This window comes from Luteibacter jiangsuensis, assembly GCF_011742555.1.
GTDB lineage: Bacteria > Pseudomonadota > Gammaproteobacteria > Xanthomonadales > Rhodanobacteraceae > Luteibacter > Luteibacter jiangsuensis.
The window spans coordinates 417,606-440,930 of record NZ_JAAQQR010000004.1 but is presented as its reverse complement, the minus strand read 5'-3'; the positions used below and the strand labels follow the sequence as shown (position 1 = coordinate 440,930).

General features: G+C 65.5%; 17 protein-coding genes. 10 read left to right on the top strand and 7 right to left on the bottom strand.

The window, feature by feature from the left end; genetic code table 11:
* Complete coding sequence (locus HBF26_RS11855) at positions 1–2,904, bottom strand: autotransporter family protein (RefSeq protein ID WP_167126376.1); 2,904 nt, start codon at positions 2,902–2,904, stop codon at positions 1–3.
* Between the two features lie 247 nt (positions 2,905–3,151).
* On the opposite strand from HBF26_RS11855, the gene HBF26_RS11850 reads away from it, so the two are divergent.
* From HBF26_RS11850 to ligD, 4 genes are all read left to right on the top strand, one after another.
* Positions 3,152–3,400: a hypothetical protein gene (locus HBF26_RS11850; protein WP_167126373.1), complete on the top strand. Its 249-nt coding sequence runs from the start codon at positions 3,152–3,154 to the stop codon at positions 3,398–3,400.
* Between the two features lie 181 nt (positions 3,401–3,581).
* Positions 3,582–5,489: a CocE/NonD family hydrolase gene (locus HBF26_RS11845; RefSeq protein WP_167126370.1), complete on the top strand. Its 1,908-nt coding sequence runs from the start codon at positions 3,582–3,584 to the stop codon at positions 5,487–5,489.
* 174 nt (positions 5,490–5,663) lie between these two features.
* Positions 5,664–6,626: a non-homologous end joining protein Ku gene (gene ku, locus HBF26_RS11840; RefSeq protein ID WP_167126367.1), complete on the top strand. Its 963-nt coding sequence runs from the start codon at positions 5,664–5,666 to the stop codon at positions 6,624–6,626.
* A gap of 3 nt (positions 6,627–6,629) precedes the next feature.
* On the top strand, positions 6,630–7,502 hold the full coding sequence (gene ligD / locus HBF26_RS11835) for a non-homologous end-joining DNA ligase (RefSeq protein ID WP_167126364.1): 873 nt from the start codon (positions 6,630–6,632) through the stop codon (positions 7,500–7,502).
* A gap of 172 nt (positions 7,503–7,674) precedes the next feature.
* Here ligD and HBF26_RS11830 read toward each other — a convergent pair whose 3' ends face one another.
* The 4 genes from HBF26_RS11830 to HBF26_RS11815 all read right to left on the bottom strand — a co-directional run bounded on the left by HBF26_RS11830 (position 7,675) and on the right by HBF26_RS11815 (position 12,331).
* Positions 7,675–8,895, bottom strand: a complete 1,221-nt coding sequence (locus HBF26_RS11830; protein WP_167126361.1) for an AGE family epimerase/isomerase — start codon at positions 8,893–8,895, stop codon at positions 7,675–7,677.
* Positions 8,892–9,872: a carbohydrate kinase family protein gene (locus tag HBF26_RS11825; protein ID WP_167021843.1), complete on the bottom strand. Its 981-nt coding sequence runs from the start codon at positions 9,870–9,872 to the stop codon at positions 8,892–8,894. The genes HBF26_RS11830 and HBF26_RS11825 overlap by 4 nt, the downstream gene beginning before the upstream one ends.
* A 69-nt stretch (positions 9,873–9,941) precedes the next feature.
* Positions 9,942–11,261 carry an L-fucose:H+ symporter permease gene (gene fucP, locus HBF26_RS11820; RefSeq protein WP_167126358.1) on the bottom strand — a complete coding sequence of 440 codons (1,320 nt, stop codon included), beginning with the start codon at positions 11,259–11,261 and terminating at the stop codon, positions 9,942–9,944.
* Positions 11,262–11,281: 20 nt separating this feature from the next.
* Positions 11,282–12,331: a LacI family DNA-binding transcriptional regulator gene (locus tag HBF26_RS11815; RefSeq protein ID WP_167126355.1), complete on the bottom strand. Its 1,050-nt coding sequence runs from the start codon at positions 12,329–12,331 to the stop codon at positions 11,282–11,284.
* A gap of 166 nt (positions 12,332–12,497) precedes the next feature.
* Between HBF26_RS11815 and HBF26_RS11810 the strand changes: the two genes are divergently transcribed.
* The 6 genes from HBF26_RS11810 (at position 12,498) to HBF26_RS11785 (ending at position 20,026) form a co-directional block, all read left to right on the top strand.
* Positions 12,498–14,852, top strand: coding sequence for a GH92 family glycosyl hydrolase (locus HBF26_RS11810; RefSeq protein WP_167126351.1), 2,355 nt, complete (start codon positions 12,498–12,500; stop codon positions 14,850–14,852).
* A gap of 189 nt (positions 14,853–15,041) precedes the next feature.
* Entirely contained in the window at positions 15,042–16,838 is a 1,797-nt protein-coding gene (locus HBF26_RS11805) for a CHASE3 domain-containing sensor histidine kinase (RefSeq protein WP_167126348.1), read from the top strand.
* Complete coding sequence (locus HBF26_RS11800) at positions 16,835–17,281, top strand: response regulator (RefSeq protein ID WP_167126345.1); 447 nt, start codon at positions 16,835–16,837, stop codon at positions 17,279–17,281. The genes HBF26_RS11805 and HBF26_RS11800 overlap by 4 nt, the downstream gene beginning before the upstream one ends.
* Before the next feature lie 16 nt (positions 17,282–17,297).
* Positions 17,298–18,863: a hybrid sensor histidine kinase/response regulator gene (locus HBF26_RS11795; protein WP_167126342.1), complete on the top strand. Its 1,566-nt coding sequence runs from the start codon at positions 17,298–17,300 to the stop codon at positions 18,861–18,863.
* A gap of 50 nt (positions 18,864–18,913) precedes the next feature.
* Positions 18,914–19,504, top strand: a complete 591-nt coding sequence (locus HBF26_RS11790; protein ID WP_167126339.1) for a hypothetical protein — start codon at positions 18,914–18,916, stop codon at positions 19,502–19,504.
* Positions 19,505–19,531: 27 nt separating this feature from the next.
* Entirely contained in the window at positions 19,532–20,026 is a 495-nt protein-coding gene (locus tag HBF26_RS11785) for a hypothetical protein (protein ID WP_167126336.1), read from the top strand.
* A 92-nt stretch (positions 20,027–20,118) separates the two neighbouring features.
* On the opposite strand, the gene HBF26_RS11780 is transcribed toward HBF26_RS11785, so the two are convergent.
* Both HBF26_RS11780 and HBF26_RS11775 read right to left on the bottom strand, forming a co-directional pair.
* Positions 20,119–21,522 (bottom strand): sigma-54-dependent transcriptional regulator, encoded by a 1,404-nt coding sequence (locus tag HBF26_RS11780; protein ID WP_167126333.1) that lies wholly within the window; start codon positions 21,520–21,522, stop codon positions 20,119–20,121.
* Positions 21,523–21,589: 67 nt separating this feature from the next.
* A complete protein-coding gene (locus HBF26_RS11775) occupies positions 21,590–23,230 on the bottom strand; it encodes a sensor histidine kinase (RefSeq protein ID WP_338039670.1) in 1,641 nt (546 codons plus the stop codon).
* Positions 23,231–23,325 lie beyond the last annotated feature (95 nt).

The following is a 23,325-nucleotide window of genomic DNA, read 5'->3' as shown; positions in this document are numbered from 1 at the left end:
TTACCAGATTTTACGAATGCCGACGGTGCCCGCCATGCGGCGATACCGCCGGACGCCGAAGCGCGACTCCACGTCGCTCCAGAATCGCCATCCGTCGTTGCGCACAATGCTGAGACCGAGCTTGAGCGCGTAGGCGTTACGCGGCACGCCGCCGGCAAGGGAGGTGACGTCGAACTGGGTGGCGTCGAGCCTGCCTAGCCGCCGCAGCCAGCTGCCGGCGACGTAGGGCGAAGCAACGTGTCCTCCGGGCGTCTGCCATCGCGCGGCCGCACGCAGGCCAAGGCGCGAGGTGCTTCCGCTGGCGTGTCGGGGAGCGATGCGCGTGCCATTGGCCTCCACATGCGTGCCGCCGCGCAGGCGGGTGGCCACGAGTTGTGCCTGCGGTTCGAGGTAGACGTCGGTATCGCGGTTGAGCGCCCGGCGCCAGCGGTGTCCTGCCTCCACGCTGGTGGTGAGTGCGCCGCTTCCGTAGCGCTCGTTGGCGAGCGCCTGGCCTTCCACGCGTTGATTGAAGTGCGCGTACTGCGACCAGCCGCGCAGATAGGTGCCGGCGGCCGTGCGGAAACCACCGTAAACACCTGCTGCGGCGCCCTTGACCCGCCCGCGCGCCGAATAGCGGGTGACGGTGGACGTGCCGCGGGTGTCCGACTGGCCCATGGCCGCCATGATGCCGAGATGGCCTTCGACGGAGCCGCCGGACCGGAGGAGGTCGCTGCCCAGGGTAAGCTCGTTGCTGGAGGTGGTGGTCGTGACCTGCCGGCCGAGATCGAACGCGGTGTGACGCCGCTGGAACCGTGCCCAGGCACTGCCGCGCGAGTTTTCCGCCTCGTCGTCCCAGCCGCCGCCCGGGCCGCTCTGGAACATGTCGAGCGCGGCGGTCTGGTTCGCACGGTAGGTGCCCGTTTCCGGGCGCAGAACCGGCACCGGTGTCATGTCGGCGTCGTCGATGTTCTCGCCATCCTCGGGCGCGAGGATGGGGTTGGAGAGCGACGAACGCAGGTACCAGTCGCCGTCTTCGGGCTGGCTGATCGATCCCTGGTGCAGGAAGTATTCGTGGGCACCGGCGACGGCGCGGCCCGACAGTTTGAACTGGCCTTCGGAGCGGCCGTCCACGCGGACAAGCTGGATGCCGTCGGCGGTGTCGTTGCCCGCACCATCGAGGGCATCCACGGAAATGAAGCTGGTGCCCGACGTATTCCCCATGACGTGAATGCGATCCGTGGGCGAGGTGTCGTCACCCAATCGGCTGCGCATGCGGAAGAGTCCTTGTTCGCCCGCGTAGTCGCCCGTGATTGTCAGTGTGCCGAACGCGCCGGGCGTGGCCGGATGGAAAGCTATCACGCCATGGTCGTTGCGCAGGCCGGCGACACGGCTGTCCGCCGTGACTATCCATGTGCCGCCGTCTTCGATCGAGAGGTCGCGCACGATGGACGACGCACCGGACCACACCGCGTGCCCCTTGATCGAGAGCGAGAGCTTCGGATCGCCAGATGCGGGTGCTTTCGACGACGGCGAAAGCCGGATGTCGCCCAAGGCTTGAGACTTGCCATCCAGCACGATAGTGAACGCGTCGGTGGAATCAGGATCGACTTCCGCAAAGGCGCCATTGCCGCCGCTCAACACGGCGCCGCCAGTGATGTGGATGCTGCCCGGATCGTGCAGCCCCAATGCCGCGGCGTGCGCGCTACTGACACTGCCCCCGTCGATGACCAGGCTGCCGCGGTTCTTGACGATGGCACCATAGGCATCCTGCCCCTCGGTCGAGATCGTGGTATCTCTGCTGGTGAGTTCGGCCTGGGTGACGTACACGCCGTGGCCGGCATCGCCCGTGGTGCGAATCGTGGTGTCGACCAGCGAAACCCGGGCACCGGTGGATGCCACGGCGCCATTGCCAAACATGCCATGGGTGACGATGCGCGAATTGCGCACGTCGATGAAGGGCACCTTGCCCGCATACTGCCCCCCTCTGGCGAAGACGCCGTGGGCGTTATAGCCGCCGGTAGCGACGTCCGCGTTCTCGACACTCACGAACGATCCGTGGTTGAACACGGCGTGGGAATTCCTGCCGAGGGTTTCAAGGAACGAGTCGCGAACGGCAACGGGGGCGCCGTCATGCGCGATGACGGCGATGGACTCGAGGCCTTCGGTACGCACTCTGCTGTTGGCCGTGACCGTCACGAGTCCGCTGCCTTGGTTGGCGTGAATGGCGTTCGCATAGGGCCCGCGGGTGGCTACCTCCGTGCGGACGAGCGTGGCGGTGGCGTTGCCCTGTCCGATCAGGACGCCGTGGCTGCCGCGACCGCTCGTGTGGACGGTGGCTCCGTCGGATTCCATCGACGATCCCTGGTCCACGCGTACGCCCTGGGCTTCGTCGCCGCGCGTGACCACCGAGGTGCCCTCGAGGGAGACCGAGCCTGTGGTCCTGACCTCGACGCCCACGGCGTTGTGACCGGAGGTTTCGACGGAGCCGGCACGGAGCTTGCCGCTGGCGCGATCGAGCTGGATGCCTCTGGCGCCTGCCCCTTCGGTGACGACGCCGACGTTTTGCAGGAGCAGGCCCGACATGCCGGTGTTGGTTGCTCTTACGGCAAGTGCACCGTCGCCCTTTGTGTTCAGGGCGCCGCCGATCAGCTCGACAAAGCTGTTGGGCCCCGAGATGTCGACAGCGTTGCCCAGGCCGCCCGAGGTGGCGATCTCGATGTCCCGGCCGAACGCTCGTCCGCCGCCCAGGACAGTGAGGCCCACCACGGAATCGGCAGTGTAGGTATACGTGCCCGAGGGAATGGTCCGGATATCGCCATTCACGACGATGGGCAAGGAGTCCGCCGCGGCGGCAAGAGGCGAAAAGGCGGCTGCGACGAAAGCCGCGAGGTACTGCCGGGAGAGGGGGATGCATGGTTTCAAGCGAGTCACTCCTTGTCAGGCTGCCGGCTGGGGATGCCGACTGCAATTTCCGGGTGACAGGTTAGGGACTGGCTTATGGCGGGGGAACGCGATTATTCTGAAAATGTCTACGAACGCTTCTGCGCTGCGCCGTCGGACACCTACGCTTCATAATTGTGGTCGCACCCTAGACGGGCCCGTCTTCGGGGGGAAACGTCGAAGATGCAAGCATCCACTGCATACATAACGAAATGAGGAGCCCAGCATCATGAAGGTTATTTCGGTTACCGCCCTGGCTTTTGTCGCCGCCGCCATGCTCGCCGGCTGCAACAAGTCCGATGACAACGCCACGCCGGCCTCGCCGTCGTCGGCTTCCACCGCAGCCGCTCCGGCTACGGCACCGGCCGCTGCACCGGAAACCACCCCGCCGGCCGCCAGCACCGCCCCGGCAATGACGCCGCCGGCCACCACCGGCACGGCCGCCACGCCGGCTCCGGCTTCCACCGCCGGCCAGTAAGGCCCCGCGCCAACCGGCAGTTGCCGGCTCGGCAAGAACGCCGCTGCTACCGCAGCGGCGTTTTTTTTGGCGCCAAGCATGGGTCGTGCCATGTGGGGCATGACTGTTGGCATGCGTGGCTCTCGCGTTCAGGATCGGGCACGCTTGGAGGGTTCCGTCCCACTGCCGCAGGAAAAACTCCATGCCACGTCTCTCCGTGTCGCTTCCGATGCTCGCCCTGTCCCTGGCTGTCGCCTCCACGTTCGCCGCTGCGCAAACGGCACCGATGACGCCGGACATCCCCTCCCGGTTCGAGTTGCCGACAACGGCCAACGACTACGTGAAGCGCGTGGTCGAGATCCCTATGCGCGACGGCGTGAAGCTGCATACCGTCATCGTCATTCCGAAGAACGCGAAGCACGCGCCCATACTCCTCACCCGTACCCCTTACAACGCCGACGGCCGGGCCGAGCGGACGGTGTCTTCCACCATGCGCAACCTGTTGCCGATGGGCGACGAGGTGTTCGTCGATGCCGGTTACATTCGTGTGTTCCAGGACGTGCGCGGCAAGTACGGATCGGAAGGCGACTATGTGATGACCCGCCCGCTGCGGGGGCCGCTCAACGACACGCCGGTCGACCATTCCACCGACGCCTACGACACCATCGACTGGCTGACGAAGAACCTTCCGGAGTCGAACGGCAAGGTGGGCATGCTCGGCTCGTCGTACGAAGGGTTCACCGTGGTCATGGCCCTGGTGAATCCGCACCCCGCGTTGAAGGTGGCGGCACCGGAAAGCCCGATGGTGGACGGCTGGATGGGCGACGACTGGTTCCATTACGGCGCCTTCCGCCAGACGAACTTTGCTTACATCGCGGGCCAGAACGCGAAGCGCGGGAAGGGTGCCACCATTCCGAGCGCGGGCGATGACGACTACACGAACTTTCTTCAGGCGGGTTCGGCGGGCGACTATGCCCGTGCCAACGGCTTCGATCAGTTGCCTTACTGGCGCAAGCTCAGCGAGCACCCCGCCTATGACGCGTACTGGCAGGAGCAGGCGCTGGACAAGATCATGGCGAAGCAGCCGCTGAAGGTACCGACCATGTGGTTGCAGGGCCTGTGGGACCAGGAGGACATGTGGGGCGCCATCCACAGCTATGAAGCCGTGGAGCCGAAGGACAAGGGCAACGACAAGAACTATCTGGTGATGGGCCCCTGGCGCCACAGCCAGGTGAACTACGAAGCGGCCTCGCTGGGCGCGTTGCAGTGGGACGGCGACACCGCGCTGCAGTTCCGCCGCGACGTGCTGCTGCCGTTCTTCAACCAGTACCTTGTTGACGGCGCGCCGAAGGCGAACACGCCGCCGGTGTTCATCTACAACACCGGGGAGAACCACTGGGACCGCTTCAAGTCCTGGCCCCAGGGGAAGAAGAACCGTTCCTTGTACCTCGGGGCCAACGGCACGCTCTCGTTCGAAGCACCCGCGGCCGCGGCCGCGAAGTACGACGAATACGTTTCCGATCCGGGCAAGCCGGTGCCTTACGTGCCGCGCCCCGTGCACTTCAACGACCGCCAGTCCTGGACCACGTGGCTGGTGCAGGACCAGCGCTTCGTGGACGGCCGCCCCGACGTGCTCACGTACGTGACCGACCCCCTCACGGCGCCGTTGCGGGTGGCCGGCGCGCCCCAGGTAAACCTCTATGCCTCCACCAGCGGCACCGACAGCGACTGGGTGGTGAAGCTGATCGACGTCTATCCGTCCGCGAACGCCAGCAACCCGGCCATGGGCGGCTACGAGCTTTCGGTGTCCATGGACATCTTCCGTGGCCGCTATCGCGAGGGCTTCGGTGAAGGAAAACCGCTCACGCCGAACACCCCGCTCGAATACCGTTTCGGCCTGCCCACCGTGAACCACACCTTCCAGCCGGGCCACCGGGTGATGGTGCAGGTGCAGTCGTCGTGGTTCCCGCTGTACGACCGGAACCCACAGACCTTCGTGCCCAACATCTTCTTCGCCAAGCCCTCCGACTACCGGAAGGCCACGCAGCAGGTATGGCACACACCCGGCACGGCCAGCGCCATCGAGTTGCCGGTGGTGGAGGCGAAGTGACCATGGCCCGATAACCCTGTGGGAGCCGCTTCAGCGGCGATGGGTGCCCGCGGCAGGCTCGCCCGTTGCCGCGGGATCGCTGGCATAGCCGGCTCCCACAGTTCGCTGCGATTTTGCAAACCTTGCACGCCCACACCCGTATCCTCGCCGCACCTACGCGCCGAGGATCGCACCATGGCCCGCCCCATCTGGACCGGAACGCTCTCGTTCGGTCTGCTCAACATCCCCATCCGGCTGATGTCGGGCGAGCGTCGCAACGACCTGCATTTCCGCATGCTCGACCAGCGCGACAACACCCCGGTGCGCTACGAGCGGGTGAACGCCGAGACGGGCGAAGAGGTGCCGTGGAAGGAGATCGTGAAAGCCTTCGAGTACCAGAAGGGCAATTACGTGGTGCTGGAGGAAGAGGACATCCGCAACGCCGCGAGCGACGCGCACGAGACGGTCGAGATCGACACCTTCGTCGACGCCACGGACATTTCCCCGGCGTACTATGAGAAGCCCTACGTACTGCTGCCGGCGAAGAAGGCGGAGAAAGGCTACGTGCTGCTGCGCGAGACGCTGAAGAAGACCGGCAAGGTCGGCATCGGGCGCGTAGTGATCCGCACGAAGGAATACCTGGCCGCCGTGATGCCGCAGGGCGACGCGCTGGTCATGAACCTCCTCCGCTACAAGTCCGAGGTGGTGGACGCGGAGGATTACGAACTCCCCAGCAAGTCCGCCTCGGACTACCGCATCTCCCCACGGGAGATCGAGATGGCGACGGACCTCATCAAGTCGATGTCGGGCAAGTGGAAGCCCGAGGATTACCACGACGAATTCCGCGCCAAGCTGCGCACTGCCATCGAGAAGCGCCTCAAGAGCAAGGGCGTGACGGCCACCGTGGAGGAAGAGGAGCGTACGCCGGAGAACGCCGCCACCAACGTGGTGGACTTCATGGCGTTGCTGAAGAAGAGCATCGGTGCGAAGACGCGCACGCCGGCGGCGAAAAGCACCTCGGCGAGCGAGGGTGGCGGGAAGAAGGCCGCTGCGAAGAAATCCGCCGCGAAGAAGAGCGCAACGAAGAAGACGGCCGCGAAAAAGGCCACCAAGAAGACCGCCAGCCGCAAGGCGCCGGCGCGGCGCCGGGCGGGCTGAGCCATGGCGGGTCTCGTTGTCGGCGGTGTCACCATCACCCATCCGGAGCGTCCGGTTTTCGGGGAGGGTGGGCCGAGCAAGGGCGAGGTCGCGGCTTACTACGACGCCGTGGGGCACTGGATGCTGCCGGAACTGCGTCAGCGCCCGCTGTCGCTCGTGCGTTGTCCGCAGGGCGCCACGGGCCCGTGCTTCTTCCAGAAACACCATGCCGACACCTTGGGCGAGCACGTGCGTTCGGTCACGCTGGAAGAGAAGGACGGAGGCGCTGCCGAATACATCTACGTGGACGACGTTCGCGGCGTGCTCGAACTCGTGCAGATGAACACCCTGGAGTTCCATCCCTGGGGTTCCCGCGTCGACGACCCCGACAAGCCCGACCGGATGATCTTCGACCTCGACCCGGCGAAAGGCGTGGAGTGGAAGGCGGTGGTCGCGGGGGCGCGCATGATTCGCGAGCGCCTCGCCGCCGCGGGGCTGGAAAGCTTCGTGCGCACTTCCGGCGGGAAAGGCCTGCACGTGGTGGTGCCGATACGCCGCGGCCCGTCATGGGAGAAGGTGAAGGCCTTCTGCGAATGCGTGGCCGATGCTCTCGTGGCGGAAAAGCCGGCGCTCTACATCGCCGAGGCCAGCAAGGCCAAGCGCGAGGGGCTGATCTTCATCGACTGGCTGCGCAACACCCGCGGGGCGACGAGCGTGACCGGCTGGTCGCTGCGCGCCCGTCCGGGCGCACCCGTGGCGATGCCGCTGCGCTGGGAAGAGATCGCCCGCCTGAAGACCGGTGGAGCCTTCGACATGAAGAAGGCAATGAAGCGGGCGAAGACGTTGGAGGCGGATCCTTGGGAAGGGATCGCCACACTCAAGCAGTCCCTACCCTGACACCCCCCCCGTCATTCCTGCGAAAGCAGGAATCCAGAGCCTTACCGCACGAATGAGTACCGAGGCCCTGGATCCCTGCTTCCGCAGGGATGACGACCGAGCTGGGCCCTGGATCCCTGCTTTCGCAGGGATGACGACCAAGCTGGGCTGCGGTGAGTGCCAGGATGTCGATTCAGTCGCCCTGCATGCGCCGCAGCGACGCCATCACCTCGTAGCACGCGCCCATGGTGTGGTAATCCGTCTTGCCGGCCGGGCTCTTCTCGTCGTCGTACTTTTCGTTGTTCCGCTTCAGGATGCGAAACCACGCGCCGTACGTGTGATCGACGAGGTGCTGCCAGCTGTAGGCCCAGATCTTCTCGTACCACTCGTCGTATTTCCGCTCGCCGGTGGTCTCGAACAGCAACTGCGCCGCGGCGAGCGATTCGGCCTGCACCCAGAAATACTTATCGTCGTCGCACACCTCGCCCTCCGGAGCGAAGCCATAGGCGATGCCGCCGTATTCCTTGTCCCAGGCCTTGTCGAGCGCCTCGTCGAAGAGATGCTTTGCGGTGGGAACGAGCCAGTCCTTATGACGCGAGGTGCCCTTGGTGTAGCGCTCGAGCATCATCAGGAGCTTTGCCCACTCGGTCTGGTGACCGGGCTGGAAACCCCACGGGCGGAACAGGTGCTTGGGATTGTCGAGGTTGTATTCCCAGTCGATCGACCAGTCCTCGTGGTAGTGCTCCCAGATCAGCTTTTGCGGGGTGAGCGCAGCCTGGCGCTGGGTCATGTTGTTCGCGAGCAACATGGCGCGGTCGAGGTAGCGATCGTCCTTCGTGGCTTCCCACGCGGCGATCATGGCCTCGGTCATGTGCATGTTCGCGTTCTGGCCGCGATAGCCCGTGAAGTTCCAGTCCTTGTCGGCCTCATCGCGGTAGAGACCGTGCGCGGGCTCCCAGTAGCGCTGTTCGAGCAGGTTCCAAATCTCGTCCTGCCAGCCGCGCGCCTCGTCGAAGCCTGCTTTCACACCGCAGGAATAGGCCAGCAGCATGAACGCCAGGCCGTAGCAGTGGTTCATCTGGTCGTCGCGCTTGCCGTCGGCGATGGTCCAGGCGTAACCGCCCGTTTCGGGATTGCGGTGCACCTCGCGCAGATACTTCAGGCCGTGCATCACCAGGTTCTTGTCCTCGGGCTTGCCGAACTCGAGGTAGGCCATCGCGTGATTGAACACGAAGCGCGTGCTGGAAACGAGGTGGCGATGGCTGCGGTCGTAAACCGTGCCGTCGTCCTTGTAGTACTGGAAAAAACCGCCGGCGGGATCGACTTCGTTCGGCTTGTAGAACGCCATCGTCTTCGCGACGTGGTCGCGCAGCACATCGACGGAGTGGAAATCGGGGAGGGGGACGGTCGTCATGCGTGCTTCTCCATGAAGGCCATCACTTCGGCCTGGTCGGGGATGGCGGTGAACGAGCCCTTGTGCGTCGCGGTGATCGCGCCGGCTGCCGCGGCAAAGCGGATCAGGCCCACGAGACGGGCTTCGTCGGCGATAAGCGCGTCGAAGCGTGCCGGCGTGACTTCTTCCATGGCCAGCCGCGCGAGCAGGCCACCCACGAAGGCGTCGCCGGCGGCGGTGGTGTCCACGGCGTCCACCGTGTAGCCCTGCAGCGTGCCGCGGGCGCTACGGGTGAACCAGCGCATCGGTTCCGGGCCGTCGGTGACCAGCAGGAGGCGCGCCTTGCCGCGCCACAGCCGCTCCAGCACCGCGTCGTCGGAACCCGCACCGGCGTGGATGAATGCGAATTCTTCCGCGCTCAGCTTGATCACGTCGGCTTCGTTCAGGGTTTCCCACAGGCGCGGCAGGGGCGCTTCGTCCTTCGGCCAGAGAGCCGGACGCAGGTTCATGTCGAAGCTGACCAGCGCGCCGGCGGCACGCGCCCGGCGCATGCCTTCGACGGTGGTCGCGGCAATCGCGGCCTCGGTCAGCGAATTGGAGCAGACGTGGAAAACGGCCAGGTCGTCGAACGCGCCGGGGCGGAAATGCTCGGGGCGAAACAGGAGATCGGCGGCCGGCGGACGATAGAAGCTGAAGCTGCGGTCGCCCTTTTCGTCGTGCGCCACGAAGGCCAGCGCGGTGCGGGCCTCGTCGGTGCGCGCGATGTCTTCCGTGCCGACCCCGAGTTCGGTGAGGCTCTTGAGCAGGAAATCGCCGAACATGTCGCGTGAAAGCATGCCTGCGAAACGGGCTTTGCCGCCCAGGCGCGCCGCGGCAACGGCGACATTGGCCGGCGCACCGCCGGCAAAGGGAACGAAGGCGGGAGGCTGACCGGCGCCGCCCTGGGGCTGTGCGTGGAAATCGATCAGCGCCTCGCCGAAGCAGAGGATGGAAGACATGCTACGGCCTGTCCTTGGGGCGGAAAGAGGAAAAAGACGACCGGCGAATGCCGGTCGTCATCGAGGTTCTCAACGAGTAACCGGCGCGCTTCGGATCTTCGAGCCGGAAAGGCCGTAGAACACGATGTAGGCGTAACCGATCAACGGGACGAAGAAAGCGACCTGAAGGCCGATATGGTCGGCAAAGTAACCCTGGATCGGCGGGAACAAGGCGCCACCGACGATGGCCATGATGAGCAGGCTCGACGCCTTGCCGGTCAGCGGGCCCATGCGCTCGATGCCCAGCGAGAAGATCGTCGGGAACATGATCGAGTTGAAGAGGCCGATAGCGACAACACTGTACATGGCGAGAGAGCCGCTACCGAGGATGGTGATCAACAGCAACACGAGGTTGATCGTGGCAAAAACCGCGAGCAGTTTGCGGGGCGGGAACTTGGTCAGCAGGAACGATCCGACAAAACGCCCCACCATCGCGCAGGTCCAGTAGGCCGTCACGTAATGGGATGCATCCTGCTGGGACATGTTTCCGATGTTGGGCAGCTGCAGGAAATTGATCAGGAAGCTCCCGATCGTTACCTCGGAGCCGACATAGAAAAAGATGGCGAGCACACCGAAGAAGACATGCGCATAGCGCAGCGCTTCGCGCAGTGTGTGGTGGGCGGGGTCACCCTTTTCCGTGCTTTCGTCAAGCGCGGGCATGCGGAAAAGGAACACGAGGATCGCCAGTACGAAGAGCACGCCGGCCAGGAAGAGGTAGGGGCCCTGAACCACGCTGGCTTCGTGAGCCCGGTAAGCAATCTGCTCGGCGGCGGAGAGCTTGGCGACCTCGTCGCCGGTCTTCGGGGTATCGGCGAGGATGAGCAGGCCGCCGAAGATGGGAGCGATGGCTGTGCCGGCCGAATTGAGCGCCTGAGCCAGGGTCAGTCGGCTCGACGAAGTGCGCTCCGGCCCCAGCAGCGCCACGTAGGGATTTGCTGCCACTTGCAGGATGGTAATACCCGTCGCGAGGACGAAGAGAGCGCCCAAAAACGCGTAGTAATTATGCGACGCGGCGGCGGGCCAGAAACCCAGGGCGCCCACGCCTGCCACGGCGAGTCCGGCAACGATGCTCTTCTTGTAACCGAGCCCCTTTACCAGGACACCGGCCGGAAGGGACATGATGAAGTAGGTGCCGAAGAACGTGAACTGGATCAGCGACGCGCGGAAATAGTTGAGCTCGAACACCGCCTTCAGATGCGGGATGAGGATGTCGTTCAAACAGGTGAGGAAACCCCACATGAAGAAGATCGTCGTCATCACGCCGAGCGCGAGCGGGAAGTAGGTGTAGCGGTTGTCGCCCGGTGTTGCTGCGGACGGCGTGTTGGGCGATGGCGTATATCCGGTGGCCATGGGGCGCTCCATTAAGGGGTTCAGGGGGAGGAGGGCGGGCAGCTGCTTTCGCGTACGACGAGCCGTACCGGCGCGATCGTATAGGCTGCTTCCGTCTCGGGTTTGCCAAGTCTCTCGAGGATGAGTTCGGCGCTGCGACGCCCCAGGCCACGCGGATCGACCGCGATGGTGGTGAGGGGCGGCACGCAGACCGACGCTTCTGCGACGTCGTCGAAGCCGGTCAGGGCGAAATCCTCGCCCGGGCGCCGGCCCCGCTTCGTCAGGCCAAGCATAAGCCCCAGAGCGACGGCGTCGTTGTAGCAAACTGCTGCCGTGGGCGCCGGGTCGCGCGCGAACAGCGCGCCCGTCTGCCGGGCCGCTTCCAGGCGGGTGGGCGCACTCTCGATGAGCCAGGCTGGATCGACCTTCAGGCCGGCATCGCGCATCGCTCCCGCGTAGCCCCGGCGGCGCTGCTCCACCGAACTGGAATCGCGGTGGCCACCGAAGAAAGCGATGCGCTGGTGGCCGAGATGGATGAGATGTTCCGTGGCGAGGCGCGCGCCGTGCTCGTTATCCATCTCGAGCGTGTCCCAGCGATGGGCGCCGTTGTCGTCGGGCAACTCGCGGTTGAATACGAGCAGGGGCGTATGCATGCCCACGGCGGCCAACACCTGTTCGCCCTCGCTGCCTTCGGCCGGGGAGAGGATGATCCCGGCCGGGCCGTGCTCGATCAGCGAGTTCAGGACCGCCTGCTGGCGGATGGGCGATTCGCCGGTATTGCCCAGCAGGGTGACGTACCCCGCCCTGGCCAACGCCTCGTCGGCGCCGGCCGCGAATTCCGCGAAGAAGGGGTTGCCCAGGTCGTTGATGACCAGGCCGATGCTGGAGGAGGTACGCCGGCGCAGGTTGGCCGCGGCACGGTTGTACACGTAGCCCTGGCGCTTGAGCTCGGCTTCCACCCGGGCCCGGGTGGCGGAGTTCACCAGCGGGCTGCCACGCAGCACCAGCGAGACGGTGGCCCGGGAGACGTCGCAGCCCTGTGCGATATCGGCGAGCGTCACCTTGCGGCGCTGCGGGGTATTCCTCGACATCGGAACTCCTTCAAACGATCTAAACCCGGCGATCATCGCGCGGGGTGGCCAGGGATGCATCACGCACTGCAACATGCGCGACTGCGCTATCTTTGCTACGTTCGACGCGTTTGTCACGATCCAAATGATCGGGACCCGCGATTTGCCTACCGAAGGGGAGCCACCGATGTCGAAAACCACCCGCCTCAGCCGCGGCCTGCTGGCCGCAGCCCTGTCCCTCGCGCTGCCGGCCCTGGCCGCCGCAGCCTCCAGCGGCAAGGCCGAAGGCGCGTTCGCGGCCGTGGACCCCATGATCGGGACGGGCGGCGATGGGCACACCTTCCCCGGCGCGACGGTGCCGTTCGGCATGGTGCAGCTCTCGCCGGACACGGCCATGCCGGACTTCAAGCACGCCTACAAGTGGGCCGCGGGCTACCAGTACGGCGATTCCAGCATCCAGGGGTTCTCCCATACGCACTTCTCCGGCAGCGGCCATTCCGACCTGGGCGACGTGCTCGTCATGCCCATTGCCGGCGATGTGAAGCTGGACCCCGGTTCCCCCGACCAGCCCGGTAGCGGCTATCGCTCGCGGTTCGACCACAAGAGCGAAAAGGCCGAGGCAGGGTACTACGCCGTCACGCTGGCCGACTACGGCGTACGGGCCGAATTGACCGCCGGTGCCCGCGTGGGCTGGCACCGCTACACCTTCCCGAAGGGCAAGCCGGCCCACCTTCTGCTCGACCTGCGCCCCAGCATCTACGATTACGACGGCAAGGTGCTCTGGTCGTCGGTGCGCGTCCGTGCTGACGGCACGGTGACCGGCGGCCGCACCACCCGCGGGTGGGCGCCCGGCCGCCAGCTGTACTTCGCCATGCGCTTCAACCAGCCGATGACCTCGCGCAGCCTCAAGAACCGCGAAAAGGACGTGCCGTACCGGGGCTTCTCCGGGCCGGGCAACCGCGCCGAGGACGTTGACGCGATCAGCGGCCGGGCCCTGGAGGGCGTGTTCGACTTCGGCGACCTCGGTAAGCCCCTGATCGTGAAAGTGGCCGTGTCGTCGGTGAGCGAGGACAACGCGGTGGCCAACCTCGACAAGGACGGTGCCGGGTTCGACTTCGACGCCCGCCGCGCCGAAGCCCGCCAGGCGTGGGAGAAGGCACTTTCCACCGTGGACGTGCAGGCGCCCGCGGAAACCCGCAAGACATTCTATACGGCGCTTTACCACGCCATGATCGCGCCGGGCCTGTCGATGGACGTGAACGGCGAATACCGCGGCCCCGACAACCAGGTGCACAAGGCGAAGGGCTTCGATTTCTATTCCACGTGGTCGCTGTGGGACGTCTATCGCGCCCAGCAGCCCCTGATGACCCTGCTCGAGCCCGCTCGCAGCAATGATTTCGTCAGTTCGCTCATCGCCGCACAGCAGGCCAGCCCCTTCGGCATTCTTCCGGTGTGGGCATACCAGGGCATGGAAACCTGGTGCATGATCGGCTACCACGCGGTGCCGGTCATCGCCGACGCCTACATGAAGGGCATTCGCGGCTACGACACCAAGGCGGCGCTCGACGCCATGGTGGCCAGCGCCACCTATGGGCCCTATGGCGGTATCGACGACTACATGAAGCTTGGCTACGTGCCGATCGATCGCCAGCCGGAAGCGGCCTCCAAGACCGTGGAGTACGCCTTCGACGACTGGTCGCTCGCGCAGATGGCCAAGGCCATGGGCAAGGAGGACATCGCTGCCACCTTCATGAAGCGCGCCGGCAACTGGAAGAACAGCTTCGATACGAAGACCGGCTTCCTCCGCGCCCGCAAGAGCGATGGCAGTTACCGCGAACCGTTCGACCCGTCGTCGGCCGGCTACGGCACCGACTACACCGAAGGCAACGCCTGGCAGTACTCCTGGTACGTGCCGCAGGACGTGGCGGGTCTCATGGAGGCCCTGGGCGGCAAGGACGCGTTCGTGAAGAAGCTCGACCAGGTGTTCGACGCGAAGGTGGACCCCAAGTCGTTTGCCCACGTGGAAGACATCACCGGCCTCATCGGCTGGTACGCGCATGGCAACGAGCCCAGCCACCAGGTGGCTTACCTGTACGACTATGCCGGCCAGCCCTGGAAGACCCAGGAGCGGCTGGTCAAGATCATGCAGACGCAATACTCCCCCACACCGACGGGCCTCGTGGGTAACGACGACCTGGGCCAGATGTCGGCGTGGTACATCTTCACGTCGCTGGGCTTCTATCCGGTGGCGCCCGGCAGCAATCAGTACGTGATCGGCCGCCCCTTCGTGGAGAAGGCCACGCTCAACCTCGCCGGCGGCAAGAAGTTCACCGTGTCGGCCGACCATCTGGACGCGAAGCACCCGTATGTGGGCAAGGTGACGCTCAACGGCAAGGCGCTCGACCGCACGTATATCCGGCACGAAGAGATCGTGGCTGGCGGCGAGTTGCATTTCTCGATGCAGGAGACGCCGGCGAAGGACTGGGGCACCGCCCCGGGCAGCCAGCCGTACTCCATGAGCGGGGCCGCGCAACACGACTGAGCCGCAAATGCCGCCTGCCGGTTGGCGCGGGTTCCCCGTCACGGGGAATTCACCGTCCTTTCGGCATTAAGCTCGCCTCCATCCGGACGGGTACGCCTCTCTCCACCACCTTGCGGGGAGGAGGGCGTGCCCGTCCTCGTTTAGAATGAGGCATTCATTGACAGGAGTCGTCGCGGGGATGACGAAGGCATGATGGTACGTATCGGACCGCGCTGGCGCCTGGTGGGCCTGCTTGCTGCCGTGCTCGTGATCGTCGCGCTGCCGTATGTCGTCACGCGCTCGAGCTCCGAAGAAGCACTGAACTCGCGCGACTGGGTCGCCCATACCTCCGAGGTGAAGGCCAGCGTCTACGAGATGGCCGAGTACCTGCGCGCCAGCGAAGCCGCCATCTATGCGAGGCTGGCGGGGGCGCCGGCCAGCGCGGCGCTGGAAGAGAGAGCACGTGCGCCACGAAAGGTGGTACCCGGTATTCTCGCCGGCCTTCGCGAAATGACCCGCGACAACCCGGAGCAGGTGGGCCGTCTGGGCGCGCTCGAAACCATCGCCAGCGGACGCATGGCGCTGGCCGAGCAGGCGCTGCAGCGCCTGCAGGCCGGCGATCGTCCTGGGGCGCTTGCCTCGATGGAAGACGCCCGCGAGCTCTTTCCCCTCCGCAAGCAGATCGAGGCGGTGCTGGCGGAGGAGACGAAACTGCTCGACACCCGCAGGAAGGAAGCCGCCGAGTTGGCCGCCGACAACCGGCTTGTTCTCCTGGTGGCGGCGTTGGCCCAGGTGGCCTTGCTAGGCATCGTGGTGGTGGTATCGGAACGGCAGATCGCCATCCGGCTGGCCGCCGAATCCCGCGTGGCCAGCGCCGTCAGCCGTTCGCAGCTGATTGTGCAGGCGGTGCGCGAGCCCATCGCGATGCTCGACCGGCAGCTCCGCACGTTGCTGGTGAACACCGCCTTCGCGGAACTCTACGGCTTCGACCCGGAGCGGGACCAGAAGCTGCCGCTGGACCAGATCGGCGACGGCGCGTGGACCGACACCGCGCTGTTGCAGCGCCTCGGCGATGTCATCACGCGCGACCGCGAACTCTGGGATTACGAGCTCACCCAGCGCACGGTGGACGGTATCGATCGCTTCGTGGTGATCAACGCCCGACGTATCGAACAGCCGGACAACGCAGACCCGGCCCTCTTGCTGACGGTGAGCGACATCACCGCGCGAGCGCTGGTCGAGCAGAAGGTGAGCGAGCTGAACCGCCAGTTGGAAGGCAAGGTGGAGCAGGTGTCCGACGTGAATCGGGAGCTGGAAGCCTTCAGTTACTCCGTGTCGCACGACCTGCGCGCGCCACTGCGGCACATCTCCGGTTTCGCGGCCAAGCTGGAGGCGCAGCTCGGCGACAAGGCGGATGACCGCGTGCGCCACTATATCGACGTGATCAGCAGTTCGTCGCGGCGCATGGCCCAGCTGATCGACGACCTGCTCGTGTTCTCGCGGCTCGGTCGCGGCGCGCTGCGCCTGCAGCCGGTGGACATGCAGTCGCTGGTGGACGAGGCCCGCGCGCTGGTGGAAACGGACGCCCGCAACCGCCATATCGAGTGGAAGATCGCTCCCATGCCCATCGTGGTCGGCGACGAGAACATGCTTCGCACGGTCTGGCAGAACCTGTTGGGCAACGCGGTGAAGTACACGAGCAACCGCGAGGTGGCCACCATCGAGGTCGGCGTGAACCGCCTGCCGGTGGGCGACTACGAATTCAGCGTGCGCGACAATGGTGCCGGTTTCGACATGCAGTACGCGGGCAAGCTGTTCGGCGTGTTCCAGCGCTTGCATCGCGCATCGGAATTCCCGGGCAACGGGATCGGCCTCGCCAATGTGAGACGCATCATCGCGCGCCATGGAGGGCGTACCTGGGCCGAAGGCGAAACCGGCGTCGGCGCCACCTTCCATTTTTCATTACCGGCATCGGACGTTCCCGGCGCCACAACGGGTGACACATGAACAAGCGTGACCTGCGTACGATCCTCCTCGTCGAAGATTCCATGGCCGATGCCGAGATGGCCATCGACGCCCTCCGCGAGGCCAAGCTCGCCAATCCCATCGTCCACCTGGAGGACGGTGTGGACTGCCTCGACTGGCTGTACCGTCGTGGGCCCTTCGCCGACCGCGCCGAGGGCGATCCGGCCGTGATCCTGCTCGACATCAAGATGCCTCGCATGGACGGTCTGGAGGTACTGAAGCAGTTGCGCTCCGAGGAACGCTGGAAGCGCCTGCCCGTGGTGATCCTTTCCTCCTCGCGCGAAGAGAGCGACCTGGCCCGCAGTTGGGACCTGGGTGTGAACGCCTACGTGCTGAAGCCCGTGGACGTGCAGCAGTTCTTCACCGCGGTGCAGACGCTCGGCCATTTCTGGGCCGTGCTCAACCAGCGTCCTGAAGGCGACTGAGGCACGGGTGGAACCCATGACTGACATAGGCGGGCAACAGGTCGGGAAAGTAAGGATCCTCCAGGTGGAGGACAACGAGTTCGACGCCGAGCTCGTCCTTGGCGAGCTCGAGCAGGACGGCCTCGAATTCGAGGTGAAGCTCGTCGACCAGGAAGAGGCGTACGTCGCCGCCCTGGAAGGGTTCCGCCCCGACATCGTGCTGTCCGACCTCAGTCTGCCGGCATTCAGTGGCGAGCGCGCGTTGCACATCCTGCGCGAGCGCTCGTCGGATATCCCGTTCATCTTCATCTCCGCCACGATCGGCGAGGAAGCTGCCATCGAGGCGCTGCGCAACGGCGCCACCGATTACATCCTGAAGCACAACACCGCCCGCCTCGCCAGCGCGGTGCGGCGTGCGCTGCGCGAAGCCGACGAACAGCGTGCGCGCGTGCGTGCCGAGCAGGAACTGATTCGCGCGCAGCGCTTCGAAAGTCTGGCGCTGCTCGCCGGCGGCCTGAGCCACGATCTGCGCAACCTGCTGCAGCCGCTGCTGCTGGCGGGCGACACATTGGAAGACTACGCGGACGACCCGCGGCTGGCCCGACTTGGCGCGCTGGTGCGCGACTGCGGACGCCGCGGCCTGGAAATGGTTTCGTCCATGCTTTCGTTCGCCCGCGGTGCGCGACGCGCGGAACAGGTGAAGCTGGGTGCTTTGCTCGAAGCGCTGAAGCTGCTGTTGCAAGGAAGTGTGCCGCGCACGGTGAAGATGCGCGTGGACGTCTTCGATCCCGATGTGGCCTTCGAAGGCAACCACACGGAGTTGCAGCAGTGTCTGCTGAACCTGTGCCTCAACGCCATTCAGGCCATGCCCAACGGCGGCGAACTGGTCATCGAAACCGACCTCGTGAGCCTTCCCGAAGACTTCTTCACCGAGGTCGAGCAGCCGCTGCCCGGCCGTTATCTGCGCCTCTCGGTGAAAGACACGGGTGAGGGCATGTCCCCCGAGGTGCTGCAACGACTGTTCGAGCCATTCTTCACCACCAAAGCGGCGGGTACCGGACTGGGCCTGCTTTCGTGCAAGCGCATCGTCGCCAGCCATGGCGGCTTCATGCGTGTGCGCAGCCAGGTGGGCGAGGGCACCGAGTTCCATCTTTATCTGCCGCTCAACGCGGAAGACGCCGATCACATGGATGCGCAGGTACTCGACGCCAGCCTGCAAGGCGAGGCCGAGCGAGTACTGGTGGTGGTGGAGGAAGCAGTGCAGCTGTCGCTGCTGGTCGACACCCTGGACACCTACGGCTACCAGGCCGGTGCAAGCCAGAGCGGCACCGCCGCGCTCCAATGGATCGAAGCGCACGGCGTGCCCGACCTCGTGGTGATGGACGCCGACATGAACCTGTTCACCGGCGTGCGCACCCTGGCCGCACTGCTCGACCACGGTTACACCGGCGCGGTGCTCTTGCTGGCGCGACCGGATGCGCCACCGAACCTCGACGAACTGCCGCAGCTCGATCATCTGTATGTGATCGAAAAGCCGGTGCAGTCGAGGGCGCTGCTGCGGAAGGTGCGTGAGGCGTTGGATGCTAGCGAGGCGAAGCGCTGATTCCGCGGCTTGCTGGGAGCAGGCACTCACGCGTGAGGACCAGGACTGCATTGGCACTTGCGTTCGCGGCGATGCTCGCCTGCGGCGACACCAACGCTTTCGACCTGTTCGCTCCCGGTCCCGAAGCTTTGCAGAGACCGCGCAAGGGATCGCCCGAGGTGCAGGCCTATGCGAACGCGTTGATAGATGCTCTCGACCGATATCAGGCGGAGCGTGCTGCGCACAAGAACGATCCGCGTGCTTCTTGGTGGCGGCCTTGGCCGGCACGGGGATACTGGTTGCGTGCGGAAGGCGTCAGCTCCATGCACTTGCTTGTCTTCCACCAGGATGGGCCGGGGGATGCCAGGTTTGCTATTGGCGACGGTTCGCCAGGTCCGTTTTGTGTCGGAGCAATGGCGGAACTACGCTTATTTTCCGTCGGAGGCCGTTCGGCGCTCTTCAAGGGTCACTGCATGGATGGAATGATCGCATTTACACCTGCAAGAGCTTCGGATGAAGTGCGCCTCAAGAATCGGATTGAAGGCGGAGGACGCCTGCTGGTTACAGGCGTCGGCCGGTCCGGAACATTCGACCTGTCGGGCGTTCCGGTCCTGAAGGCGATGTTGGCTGCGGAAGCACTTGGGACGCCGCCCGATGAGTGACCGTTGCGGTACGGTGATTTCGACGAGATGAGCATCAACGACAGCATCGCGACATGCGATACGCAATCGTGGCTACGTGTCGCCAGCCTTGTTTTGAGACTGGTCGAATCAGGCCATTCCGGGCAATCGTCTCTCGTGAAAATGGATGGACTGCGAGTGCGCCGGGGAATGTACACCGTGCTTATCGACGGTGGTCCCGACTCGGAGCCGGCGTTCCGGGAGGACTCCGCGGAACTCTGCCCTGCGCTGGAAAGGGCCTTGAGTGGGATTTCGTTGTCCGTCGAGTCGAACTCGGCGGACGGTACTGGTCCGGGGGTGATTGCTGACCTACTTGAGGGGCTGAACTCTTTCGCGCGAGCTGGCGCCGTCGTCAGCGTGAGAGTCGATCACGCGCGTGCACCAGAGTTCCTGCAGGTGCACGTGGGCTCTGGCAATGCGTACTTCCATGTCGAAGGTAGCGAACTGCAGCCCCTTTTGGAGGAGGCGATAGTGTTTGCTGAAAGCCTGCAAGGCTCCACATGAGAGTCCTGCTGAGATTCTCAACGCTCGTCTCGATACCTGAGTTCGCGGACGACGCGTCATGCCGAACGTGACGTGACCGAGGCCATGAAACCTCAGTCAATCCCCAACTTCTTCAACTTATACCGCAACGCCCGGAACGTAATCCCCAACTTCTTCGCCGTCGCCGTCTTGTTGTAGCGCGACTCTTCCAGCGCCTTGATGATCGTGTCGCGCTCGATATTCGAGATGTAGTCCTCGAGCGAGCCGTCCGCGGCCGGTGCGGCACGCGGTGCGGGTTGTGCGACCGCCGCCGCGGCGAGTACGGCTTCCGTCGCGGCCGCGGTCGGTGGCATCGCGGTGCGCTGGGGAAGCATGAGGTCGTCGGCCTCGATCGTGTCGCCTTCGCACATGGCCATGGCGCGTTCGAGGATGTTCTCCAGTTCGCGCACGTTACCGGGGAAGTGATAAGCCTCCAGCGCCGCCAGCGCTTCCGGCTTGAGCTTCCCGGGCGCACCGCCGGACTCGGCCGCCAGCTGCCGCAGGATGAAATCGGCCAGGCGGGGCACGTCGCCGCGGCGCTCGCGCAGCGGCGGCACGCGCAGTTCGATCACGTTGATGCGGTAGAACAGGTCCTGGCGGAACAGGCCTTGTTCGACCAGCGCGGCAAGGTTCTTGTGCGTGGCGGACAGGATGCGCACGTCCACGGGAATCTCGTCGCGGCCGCCGATCGGGCGCACCGCCTTTTCCTGGATGGCGCGCAACAGCTTCACCTGCATGTGCAGGGGCAGTTCGGCCACTTCGTCGAGGAACAGGGTGCCGCCTTGCGCCGCCTGGAAGAGGCCTTCCTTGTCGGCATGCGCGCCGGTGAAGCTGCCCTTGCGGTGTCCGAAGAACTCGCTTTCCATCAGTTCGGACGGAATGGCACCGCAGTTCACCGGTACGAAGGCGCCGGCGGAACGCGGGCCCATCTCGTGGATGAGACGCGCGACCAGCTCCTTGCCCACGCCGGATTCGCCAGCGATGTAGACCGGTGCCTGGTTGCGGGCCAGCTTGGCGATCTTGCCGCGTACCTCGGTCATGGCGGGGGAGTCGCCGATGAGGCGATCCGCGCCGGAAGCCGACTTGTTGCCGGTATCGGGCTTGCGTTCTTCCGACAGGCGCAATGCCGTGCGCACGAGGCGGCGGAGCAGGTGGATGTCCACCGGCTTGGACACGAAGTCGAAGGCGCCGGCCTTCAAGGCGGTCACGGCGGCGTCGACATTGCCATAGGCCGTGATCATCGCCACCGGCATGTCCGGATACTGAGCGGCGATGAGTTCGATGATTTGCTGGCCACTGCCGTCCGGCAGGCGCATGTCGGTGAAGCACAGGTCGTAGTGCCGCGAGGCCAGCACGCTCCGCGCCTCGCTAACGCTCCCCACCGCGTCGACGTCGAGTTCCATTCGACCAAGAGTGATGGTCAGCAACTCGCGGATGTCCCGCTCGTCGTCGATGACCAGTACGGTCTGCTTGCTCATTGGGTCCGAAAGCTTCGGTTAATGGTCCAAATGTAACCGCCCGGGCGGGATACGCAAAGGCTGGCCTTCACGCGTGTGCCGCCACGGGGGCCGCGGCGGCGGTGCGCGCGGGCGGCGTGAGGCTGATGCGGAAGCAGCTGCCGCCGCCCGCCACGCGCACGTATTCGAGGGCGGCCTGGTTGGCCTCCGCCATCTGGCGGGCGAGATAAAGTCCCAGGCCCGTGCCGTATTCGTGCGTGGTGAAGAACGGTTCGAAGATCTGCGCGGCCACTTTCGGCGGGATGCCGGGGCCGCGGTCGATCACCTCGAGAATGGGGATGCCGGCCTCCGAATGCCTGGCCACGAGCATCACGCGTGCAGGCTCGCCGGGCAGGCGGCCGTAACGAAGGGCGTTCTGCACGAGGTTCCAGATCACCTGCTGCAGGTGCTGGGGGTCCGCCACCGCGGCCACGGGTTCGCTGCCGGAAACGGCGCGGAGGATGTCCGAGCCCAGGTCGTTACCCTGGCGATACTCGGTCACGAAGTGATGCACCCACTGGCCCAGGTCCAGGGTCTCGGGGCGCGAGCGCTCCCGGCGGGAGAGCTGCAGGATGTTCTCGATGATCTCGTTGAGCCGCGAACAGTGGTTGTTGATGATCTCCACCATGCGCAGGTCGGTGTCGTTCATGTCGGTGGATTCGGCCAGCAGCTGCGCCGAGTAGTGGATCGCGGCGAGCGGATTGCGAATCTCGTGGGCAATGGAGGCCGAGAGCCTGCCCAGCGAACTCAGGGTCAGTTCTTCCGCCCGGCGCGACACCAGCGAGGTGTCGTCGAGGAAGATCAGCACGTGCGAATCGTCGTTGGGCGCGAGGCGGGTGAAGCGGGGCACCACTTCGGGCGTGCCGTCGGCAAGCATGGTGGCGCTCTCGTCCAGCTTGCCCGAGGCGCGCCAGTGATAGAGGCGTCGCGACAACTCGGGCGCCAGGCTGCCCAGATCGCGCTGGTCCGCTGAAGGGTTGCCCATCAACATCCAGGCCGACTCGTTGAGCTGATGGATGCGATTGCCTTCGTCCACCAGCAGCACGCCCGTCTTCATGCGCCGGATGATCAGCTCGTTCACCTGCGACAGGTTGGCGAGATCGATGCCACGCTGCTCGGCCAGGGCCTCGGACGCGCGGATATTGCGCCCCAGCACGTAACACAGCGAGGCGCAGGCGAAATAGGCGGCGCCGAACAGGCCGTATTCCGCGAGCTCCCTGTCGGAAGGATCGGTGGTCAGGTCGAACACCGAGTGGCCCAGCATGCCCAGGGTGGCCAGCGCGGCGAAGAACATGGACAGCCGGAAGGGCAGCAGGAGCGCGCCGGTGGCGATGTTCACGGCCAGCATCATGGCCACGCCCATGCGCACGTCGTGCATGAGCACGAGGGCCATCAGCGCGGCCGCCACGTCGAGGGTGAGCCCGATCGACACGATCAGCACGGGCCGCTGAAGGCTCGGGCGGGTGCGGGCGACCATCACCAGGGCGGCCAGCAGGTAGGCAAGGGCGAACACCCGGGCGATCACGGGCTCGGGCAGCGCCGGCCAGTTCATGTGCTCCGGGCGGAACGCCAGGGCGGTGTAAACGGCGGCCTGGCCCAGCCGGAAGTAGTTGAAAAAGAAGAGTTCGTGGCGCGCGGTGCTCTGGTTCGCGCGGGTTCGGGCGGCGATGGTCGACGCGGGCGTGGACACCTGGATGCTTCTCCGCCGGGGCCCCCCGGGGCCCGGATAAGGTTCCAGTATAGGGGTGCCGGCCGTTGCAGCAAGCCGACTGCGTCGCACCGTGC